This window comes from uncultured Subdoligranulum sp. (genome assembly GCF_937890665.1).
On sequence record NZ_CALADU010000245.1, the window covers coordinates 1 to 9,070 of the forward strand.

Annotated in this window: 10 protein-coding genes and 1 tRNA gene; 4 read left to right on the top strand and 7 right to left on the bottom strand. The window is 51.8% G+C overall.

Going from position 1 to position 9,070, the window contains the following annotated elements; all coding sequences use genetic code 11:
* Both Q0526_RS13710 and Q0526_RS13715 read right to left on the bottom strand, forming a co-directional pair.
* Positions 1-751 (bottom strand): alpha-amylase family glycosyl hydrolase (locus Q0526_RS13710; RefSeq protein ID WP_298734644.1); only part of this gene is annotated, 751 nt, incomplete at its 3' end.
* Positions 752-985: 234 nt separating this feature from the next.
* Positions 986-2,005, bottom strand: a complete 1,020-nt coding sequence (locus Q0526_RS13715) for an SGNH/GDSL hydrolase family protein (RefSeq protein WP_298734647.1) — start codon at positions 2,003-2,005, stop codon at positions 986-988.
* Between the two features lie 192 nt (positions 2,006-2,197).
* Here Q0526_RS13715 and Q0526_RS13720 point away from each other — a divergent pair, with 192 nt between their 5' ends.
* Positions 2,198-3,037 (top strand): DegV family protein, encoded by an 840-nt coding sequence (locus Q0526_RS13720; RefSeq protein ID WP_298734650.1) that lies wholly within the window; start codon positions 2,198-2,200, stop codon positions 3,035-3,037.
* 83 nt (positions 3,038-3,120) lie between these two features.
* Here Q0526_RS13720 and Q0526_RS13725 read toward each other — a convergent pair whose 3' ends face one another.
* On the bottom strand, positions 3,121-4,080 hold the full coding sequence (locus Q0526_RS13725; RefSeq protein ID WP_298734653.1) for an exonuclease domain-containing protein: 960 nt from the start codon (positions 4,078-4,080) through the stop codon (positions 3,121-3,123).
* Positions 4,081-4,083: 3 nt separating this feature from the next.
* Positions 4,084-4,902: a Cof-type HAD-IIB family hydrolase gene (locus Q0526_RS13730; protein ID WP_298734655.1), complete on the bottom strand. Its 819-nt coding sequence runs from the start codon at positions 4,900-4,902 to the stop codon at positions 4,084-4,086.
* Between the two features lie 289 nt (positions 4,903-5,191).
* On the opposite strand from Q0526_RS13730, the gene Q0526_RS13735 reads away from it, so the two are divergent.
* Both Q0526_RS13735 and Q0526_RS13740 read left to right on the top strand, forming a co-directional pair.
* Positions 5,192-5,749, top strand: coding sequence for a manganese efflux pump MntP family protein (locus tag Q0526_RS13735; RefSeq protein WP_298734657.1), 558 nt, complete (start codon positions 5,192-5,194; stop codon positions 5,747-5,749).
* A gap of 125 nt (positions 5,750-5,874) precedes the next feature.
* Positions 5,875-6,510, top strand: coding sequence for a helix-turn-helix transcriptional regulator (locus Q0526_RS13740; protein WP_298734659.1), 636 nt, complete (start codon positions 5,875-5,877; stop codon positions 6,508-6,510).
* 63 nt (positions 6,511-6,573) lie between these two features.
* Here the strand turns inward: Q0526_RS13740 and Q0526_RS13745 are convergent, their stop codons facing one another.
* On the bottom strand, positions 6,574-7,440 hold the full coding sequence (locus tag Q0526_RS13745; RefSeq protein ID WP_298734661.1) for an aldo/keto reductase: 867 nt from the start codon (positions 7,438-7,440) through the stop codon (positions 6,574-6,576).
* A 13-nt stretch (positions 7,441-7,453) separates the two neighbouring features.
* Positions 7,454-7,891, bottom strand: coding sequence for a cupin domain-containing protein (locus Q0526_RS13750; RefSeq protein WP_298734664.1), 438 nt, complete (start codon positions 7,889-7,891; stop codon positions 7,454-7,456).
* A gap of 242 nt (positions 7,892-8,133) precedes the next feature.
* Here Q0526_RS13750 and Q0526_RS13755 point away from each other — a divergent pair, with 242 nt between their 5' ends.
* A complete protein-coding gene (locus tag Q0526_RS13755; RefSeq protein WP_298734666.1) occupies positions 8,134-8,805 on the top strand; it encodes a hypothetical protein in 672 nt (223 codons plus the stop codon).
* A 128-nt stretch (positions 8,806-8,933) separates the two neighbouring features.
* Here Q0526_RS13755 and Q0526_RS13760 read toward each other — a convergent pair.
* Positions 8,934-9,008 (bottom strand) — tRNA-Glu (locus Q0526_RS13760).
* Positions 9,009-9,070 lie beyond the last annotated feature (62 nt).

A 9,070-nucleotide genomic window follows, 5' to 3' on the forward strand; every position in this document is an offset into this window, starting at 1 on the left:
GGAAGTGGGCCGGTACCCAGTCCAGGATCACGCCGATGCCCGCCTTATGCAGTTTGTCCACAAAGGCCATAAAGTCTTTGGGCGTACCGTACCGGCTGGTGGGGGCAAAATACCCCGTGACCTGATAGCCCCAGCTTCCGTCGAAGGGATACTCGGTGATGGGCAGAAGTTCCACATGGGTGTATCCCATCTCTTTTATGTAAGGAACCAACTCATCTGCCAGCTCGGAGTAATTGTACGGAATTCCCTTTTCGGGATCCTTCATCTTCCAACTGCCGGCCTGCAGTTCATAGATGGACATGGGGCTGTTGATGACGTCCCGCTTTTCCTCCGCTTTGTTCCAAGCGTCATCTCCCCACGGATACCCCTCGATATCATAGACTTTGCTGCCGTTAGAGGGGCGTGTCTCGGTATGGAAAGCATAGGGATCGGCTTTATAGAGCAACTCGTCGGAAGCCGTGGTAATGCAGTATTTATAAACGTCGTATTCCTGAATGCCCGGAATGAACAACTCCCAGATTCCGTCGGCCACCTTTTGCATGGGATGGTCGGACGGCGCCCAGTTATTGAAATCGCCCACTACTGCAACCGCGTTGGCATGCGGCGCCCAAACGCGGAACACCGCGCCGGCCTGACCGTCCTGCTCACACAGATGCGCACCAAAGTAGCGGTATGCCTCCTGATTATTGCCCTGTCGGAACAGATAAATGGGCAAGTCAGAACTTTTGGACGTCTGTTTGCCTTGCTTCAACGTAATCTCCCCTTTGTGGCCCTATATAGGCAGGGCCCATGTATTTTGCTATTTCTATATTACCTGTTTCCTGCGTGAATTTCAAGTTTTTTCTGTAATAATCCGCTAAAATTTTGGAACTTGCCATTTCTGATTTGTGCAAATTCGACACAAACCCCGCTATAATGTTGTATTCTTATACAAAAAAGCCCCACGCAAGGTACTTTTTACACCTTGCGCGGGGTTGTTAAAGATTTAAGCGCCGTAAATATAATACGGGTTCTGGCCGCTGTACAAACTACGGCGGTTCCACACAGTATGGGTGGCCAGATATTCTGCCCATACGCGGTACCCGGAGGGCGTAAAGTGCACGCCGTCCGGAGTTTGGTAATCATCGATTTGGCTGCCATCCGCCGGGTTGGTCAACACTTCCCGAATGTTGACAAAATAGCAGCCCTTGCGCAGCGCCAAATTGGCCAACAAATCGTTGACCGTGGCAATCCGCGCGTTATCCAGACCGGGCTTTTCGTTGACCACGGTTTCCTGCACGCCGGGAATCGCTTGGATATAATAAATCACACCGGGGTTGAGTTGTTCCCGCAGCATATCAATAAAACGCTCATAATAGGCAAGGAAGTTTTCCTCGTTGCCCTGCGTCACCAAATTGTTGGTCCCCACCAGAATATAGACATAGTCAGGCTGGCTGGCTACGATGGTGTCCATGGGGGCTTCCTGCTGCGAAGTCACAGCATTTTTCATGGTGGTATTATTGACAAAGCTATTCACACCGGCACCGGTGTAGGTAGCATACTTGGCATTGGGGAATCCCGTTTCGTAGATTCCCAAGCCGGAAGCAATGCTGTCCCCCACAAAGGTGACAGTGTCGAAATACTGGTTGGTCACGGTGCCCAGCATCGGCACACCAATCATGCGATGATCGGTGTTAAGGTACTCTGTATCAATGGTCTGCGCCACCGGCGTAGACGTATTCCAAACCGCAGTATCCACCGCCTGCACGATGCGCTCCGGCGTTTTTCCTACCGCCGGGGTGGGTTCCGGGGTGGGCTGCAGTTCGCTCTCCGGCGTGGGGGTCGGTTCTGCGGCGGTGGGCAGCAGGGATTGCAGCGGGTTTTCTTCAGGCAATTTGCCTTGCCGTTGCCAGAACCACCCGGCAGCGATGCATGCCACGGCCAGAATCACCAGCAAAACCACCACCATCCTGCGTTTGCGGCGGCGGCGGGAAAATTCATTGCGATAGGTATAAAAATCAGCCATCCAGAAAGCTCCTGACATTCGTTTGGGTTACGATACAGACATTATACCGCGTTTACCCGGCAGGGGCAAGGGGCCCGGCAATGTTTTACAAAAACCATACCCATTCTCTCTGCAAATCTTTCACTTGACGGGGTTTGCTGCGGCCCCTATAATAAAAGGGAAATATCTTTCTATCGAAGGAGGCACGGCTTTATGGCATGGATGATCGTATCGGACAGTTCCTGCGAGATCCGGGAACTGGAACGCCCTGCCGCCGGGGTACAGTTTGCCTTGGTGCCCTTTAAAATTCGCATCGGGGAACGGGAATATGTGGATTTGCCCACCTTGAACGTACCCCAAATGTTGCAGGCCATGACCGACTACAACGGTGCCAGTACCAGTGCCTGCCCCAGCCCAGAAGAATGGGCCGAGTGTTTTTTGCAGGCTGATCAAGTTATCGCCTTGACCATCAGCAGCAATCTTTCGGGCAGCTACAATGCGGCCTGCTCTGCCCGCGCCATGGTACTGGAAGAACACCCCGAAAAACAGATCTTTATTTTGGATACCCTGAGCTGTGCCGGTGCGCTGGGCGATGCAGCCGAGCTGGCCAACAAGCTCATTGGCGAGGGCCTCGGTTTTGAGGATGTCTGCTTTGCACTGAAAAAGTTTGCCGAGACCACCCACATTCTCTTCTCGTTGGCCAGCTTTGACAATCTGGCGAAAAACGGGCGCGTTAACCGGGTCGTAGGCTTTATCGCCGGCCGACTGAACATGCGGGTTCTGGGGCGCCGCACCCACGATGGAAAAATCGACTTTTTCTTCAAAACCCGTGGAGAGACTCGAGTACTGGCCAAGATTTTGGAACAGATGGACGACGATCACTATGATGGCCTTCATCCGGTATTCATCAGCGAATGCAACAACACCAACGCTGCGAAGTTACTGGAGCACGGCATTCGCAGCAAATGGCCCGAAGCTAAGATCCGTATTTTCCCTTGCTCCGGTCTTTGCAGCTTCTATGCGCAGGATCAAGGTCTTATCATCACCTACTGAGCACCACGCCGCTTTGTCTTGGTTATATCACCTTTGCCTCTTACTGCACAAAGAAAAAATCCCGGACGTCCACCCGGGATTTTTTAGGTTTGCGTTTCGCGTTCCTTTCTGCGTTTCATCCGCTCCAGATAGGCAGCCCGCTGCTTATTCCACCGGGCATCCGCCTCCGGTGTGGCCGGATCCGTACACCGGGCAAAACTCCAGTGCAATCCATCGCGGCGGCTGAGCTTAAAACGCACATACCAATGGCCGCAATAGGGGCACTCGCTGCGGGTATAATATCCGGTATTGCCACGTTTGAGCCATACTTCATCATGGGTCAGCAAGGCCCCGCATTCCGGACAGTGTGCCGTTTGCAGTTCCGGCGCATTGCGGTAATCGTCATGTTCCAGCCGATTCATAAAGACCTGCACATCCCGAGCCGCCGTGTCATCCCCCAGCAGGGCCTCCCGTAACAGTTCTTCCTCGGTGGGATAGGTCGCCAAGCCTTCCGACAACGGCAATTTGCGGCAGATGTGCGCCGTATACAAAGCATCGTCCAGCGCATGATGGAAGGGTTCCTCCTTCGGGATTCCCAACCGGTCCACCACGTTTTCCAGCGTCATACCCTCCCCTTCCTTCCGGGGATAGCTCTGCAAAAAGATTCGTTGCAGGTCGTACCAGCGTTCCGGCCAGTTCTCATCCAGCCCCACCAAAAAGAGGTTCTGTTTCAGCACCGGCACATCATCCAGACCCCATTCGGCCAGTTCGGCATCCGGGCCTGCCCAGTCCAAAAACTTTTGCAGCCCCGCTTTCATGGGCAACCCTGCATCCAGATCCCCTTGCGACAAACCGGTGACCTTGGCAATATGATGCTGCAGCTTGCGGAAAATTCTCGGACGCAGGTTCACTTCAAACGTATCCAGCACGTCGCCTCGCTCATTGATGCGTACCGCGCCGATTTGAATGATCTCGCCGCGCAGCGTCAGTTCGGTACCGTGGTAAAGGAACGTTTTGGGCTGATACCCAATATTCCATTCCAGATCAAAAACGATCAGATTCACAGATCAGTTCTCCTCGCTCAAAATATACTGTTCAACAGCCAAGCCCACGCCGTCGTGGTCGTTGTCCGCCGTCAGACAATCTGCAGCCGCCTTCACCGGCGGTTGTGCATTGCCCATGGCCACCCCCAACCCGGCAAACCGAATCATCGGCAGGTCATTCCATCCGTCTCCACAGGCCATCAGGTTCCGGGAGGTGAGCCCTTTGCTGCGCAAAAGCAATTCCAAAGATGCCGCTTTCTCCACATTCAGCGGCATCGTCTCGATAAAGAAGGGCTGGGAACGATAGATGGAAAGTTTCCCCGCAAATTCCTGCTGCATCAGTTCTTCTACGTGGGGCATATCCACCGGATCACCGGTCAGCAGCAGCTTATGAATGGGATAACGAACCTCGGCAGGCAGGTCTTCCACCTGACGAACCGGAATCTTATTGATTCTCGCTTCTTCCTGCACATACGGGCTTTCCGCTTGTTCCGTCACAATACCGTTGGCATCATAAGTCAGCGGCACCACGTTCCAATACCGGCTGAACGTACAAACCGGCTCAATCAAATCCGGCGGGAAAGCATGCTGGACCAAGGTCTGCCCGGTGCGGCAGTCGATAATTTTTCCGCCGTTGTAGCTCAAAATACAACCGCCGTATTTTTCCAGTTCCAGTTCTCGCGCCAACGGCTCGATGCCCACGGTGGGACGCCCGCTGGCCAACACGATGCAGACCCCGCGGCGGGCCGCCTCCTGCAAGGCTGCCTTTGTACGCGGTGTGATAACTTTTTCATGGTTGGTCAGCGTCCCGTCCAAATCCAACGCCAAAACTTTATACTGCATACATTCCTACTCCCCGGTTTGGTTTACGCCTATTGTACCCTAAATGGACAGATTGTGCAAGTTGTAATCCACTGGGCAAAACACTTCTTGACAACCGCGGCTGCCCATGGTAAGATACTGGCAATGTGTAAGGGAGTAGTCAGCGCCGCGGTGGAGCAGCCGCAGCGCAGTTCTGCCAACATAATGAGCCGCCTAGGCTCTGGCTTAACTTGAAAAGACGAGACTTACCTGTTCTGCAACAGCAGGACAGGTAGGTCTTTTTTCTTGCCCAAAAACGGAGGAATGTACGATGTCTTTACTGGATTTGATTCTAATTGCTGTCAGCCTTTCCATGGATGCTTTTGCCGTTTCGATCTGCAAGGGCTTATCCGTCCGACGGGTAACGCCGCGCCATGCGCTGCTCTGCGGCGTTTGGTTCGGCGGTTTTCAGGCCCTGATGCCGGCGCTCGGATATTTTCTCGGGGATCGTTTTTCTGGGTTGCTGACCCGTTTTGGTCCGTGGATTGCTTTTGTGTTGTTGGCCATCATCGGTGCCAATATGTTTAAGGAAAGTTTCGGGGAAAATGAACATCTGGATGATGACTATTCTCCCAAAGCCATGCTGCCGCTGGCCGTTGCGACCAGCATTGATGCATTTGCCGTGGGGGTAAGTTTTGCAGCCATGCAGGTCCAGATTTTGCCGGCCGTCGCCTTGATCGGCTGCATCACCTGTGTTCTGTCGGCCATTGGTGTCAAGGTCGGCGCCATTTTCGGGGACAAATACCGGGCCCCCGCAGAGCGCATCGGAGGCATTGTGCTGATTTTTATCGGATTGAAAACACTGCTCAGCGGCTTGGGCTTGCTGTGAGCAGCAAAAAAGGGGCGGAGCATTGCTCCGCCCTTTTTTACGCTATATCGCTGGTAAACGAATCATCGGTTTACTTTGCCGAGACTTCGTGCTATGCTTTTAGCACGAAGAAGGGGGCCTTTTCTATGGATGCAAAAGCATTCGGCTCATTCTTGGCAGAAACCCGCAAAACCCGTGGACTGACCCAGAATGACTTAGCCGAGCAGCTACATGTGACAGACAAAGCGGTGAGCCGCTGGGAACGAGGTTTAGGATTTCCTGACATCAACACATTGGAACCGTTGGCAGAAGCCTTGGGCCTAACACTCTCCCAGTTGATGCACGCCGACCGTGGGGATGGTCAGCCGGCAGAGCAAAGTTTGGAGGACTTCTTTGCGATGTTCTCTCCTGTTCGGATCCAGTGGCAGACAGTCCCTTCCGCTTTGTTCTGGCTGACAGTTGGCGTGGCCGTTGCGGCTCAATTTCTGCTGCCGGCGTCTGTCACCGTGCAATGGACGCTCCAAGATAGCGGCGTGTTGTTTCCTACGCGTATCTTATCGAAACCGCTTGTCTACCTATTTTGTATTGGATTCAGCGCCCTATATACGCAGATATGGAAACATGCCGAGTGTGGGTTCTTCATTTCCAAAGTCTTGATTCCTTGGTGGAAGGGGTATCATCCCAAACTCGCACCATGGTTGGAGCTCACCATACATCTCGCCCTTGCTTGGCCCTCACTGACGCCCCTTTTCGTAGAAACGATGATCTTGCTCTTCAATTAGCATCCAACAAAAGCGGTGGGAAAAATCCCACCGCTTTTGTATTGCAATCGTTTTAGTTCTCACTTACGCCAATGGCTTACCGCTGAACACCGGGAAAACATCAAATTCTCCGTAGCTTTCAATTTTTTTCAGTTGTCGCAAAGTTTGCATATCTTCGTCAGAGATTGCAAAGTCCACCGCAGCATTATCCCGCATATGGGCGGGATTGGCGGTTTTAGGCAGAGCTACCGTTCCCAGTTGGATCACATAGCGGATGCAAAGCTGTGCAGGTGTCACATTGTATTTGGCAGCCATTCGAGTGATAGCGGGATTTTTCAGGGCTTCTCCATGAGCGATGGGCGAATAGGCCTCCACAAGAATCCCCTGTTTCCGGCAGAAATCCAGCAACGCCTGATCCGTATTGGTGATATGCAGCAGAATTTGGTTTACCATCGGCTTAATCCGACTATCTTGCAAAATATTCTCCAAATCATCTTGCAAAAAGTTTGAAACACCGATGGCCCGCACTTTGCCTGCCGCGTAGGCGTCCTCTAGTGCACGCCACACTTCCCTATTTTCCGCAAAATAGCGGTTTTCTACCCGAAATTCTGCCCACGGCTGTGGACTGTGGATGATCATTAAGTCAAGATACTCCAGTCCCATTTTGGACAAAGTTTCATCCAACGAACGAGCCGCACTTTCATAGGTTTTGGCCTCAGCCGCCACCTTGCTGGTAACAAAAATCTGTTCTCGTCCCAGACCGCAGGTTCGTATCCCTTCCCCTACGCCCCGCTCATTCCCATACGCCTGCGCAGTGTCGATGAACCGATAGCCTTGCTCTACCGCATCTCGAACCGCCTGTGCCGCTTTGTCACCGTCGATAAACCACGTTCCCAATCCAAGTTTGGGGATGGCTACACCATTCGTAAGTCTGTACGTTTCTTGCAGCATGCTTTTCCTCCCGTTATCCCTGTAAAGCGGCATATTGCGCTTCGGTAACAGGTTCGCACCATTCATTGCTGCATCCTTCTCCAGGGACCTCAATCGCAATGTGGCTGAACCAACTGTCTGCTTTAGCACCATGCCAGTGTTTCACTTCCGGCGGAATGGTGATAACCGTACCCGGTACTAAGCTGACAGCTTCTTTTCCTTCCTCCTGATACCAACCCTCTCCTGCTGTACAGATGAGGATTTGCCCGCCGCCTTGGACCGCGTGATGGATATGCCAGTTGTTACGGCACCCCGGCTCAAAGGTTACATTGGCCAGAAATAGCCCACATTTCGGATCCGTCAAGGGATTCAGAAAAGATTGTCCCACAAAATACTGTGCATAGGCGTCGTTGGATGGCCCGGTACCAAATACATTCTGTTGTTCAAACTGCGCTTGGTCTTTGATTCTCATGGCAAATACCTCCCTACATAGGTGCTAAATTGGAAGCAGCTACACTCGACAGATCTTTTTGGATCATAGTGTTCTGCGTGTAGCATGGTTATTCCCACACCACTATCATACAAGTTAAACCTCACTTCAAGTCAATAGCTTTTGCAAAAGTTTTTTCGTTATGTTTCAAAAAAGTCTGTCTTGTTCTTGGAACACTGTGCCGGTATACTATAAGTATCCCCATAGAAAGGTAGGGCTGCTGCATGAGAAAGCGTCGCCTTCAGACCATCATCACACTGATTGGCGTCCTTTGTCTATTCCTTCCCCTTTGTGCCATGGTCCTGCCCTCAGTGGAAAATCTGCCTTCCCATTTAGAACAACTCAACTGGCGCAGCGAAAAAGCGGAAATCGACTTGATGCATTTCCCTTATATTCCAAATTCCTTCGCTGTAACGTCTGATGGATATTGGGCAGTTGCTTATCAAGAAAATACCCATTCCCGCATCTTACTGGTGGCTCCCGACGGTTCTACGAAGCAATATGCTTTCGAAACAGAGGGCAGTTGGGCCATGGATATAGCTGGGAAAGAGTTCATAATCTGCCTCAGCCGCGCCGATACCTATTTTGCAGCCGATCTCCTTACAGGGCAGTGGCAAGAATCCTGTCGTTTGTCCACCGAATATGGGGATTCTCTTTGGGAATTGAAGCAGCGGCGTACTGTGCAACAAGGCACATATCGCATAATTGCTCACGAAGAATGGAACAGTTACCGCTTGGAACTCAATGGCAAAACCATTTTACAAGTAAGCGCTTTGGGCATTTTGCTAGCGCGCTTGCCGTATGCTGTACCGTTCTTGCTATCTTTTCTCCTATGTTTCGCTATCTATAAAAATCGAAAGCGTTTAAGCAGTCAAGCCAAAAATAGAAACTCTTGAACCTAACCAAACTTTATACAGGCCAAACACAAAAACGCCACCTACATTCAGTGAGTAGGTGGCATTTTCTTTTAGTCCAACATACAAATAAAAAGAAAAATACCTGCTCCAACGAGCAGGTATCTTCTTGGTGACCCGTGCGGGAATCGAACCCACGTTAACGGCGTGAGAGGCCGCTGTCTTAACCGCTTGACCAACGGGCCATATAAAAGAGAAGCCGGCATCTACCTATTTTCACAGGCCGTCTCCAGCCAACTATCTTCGG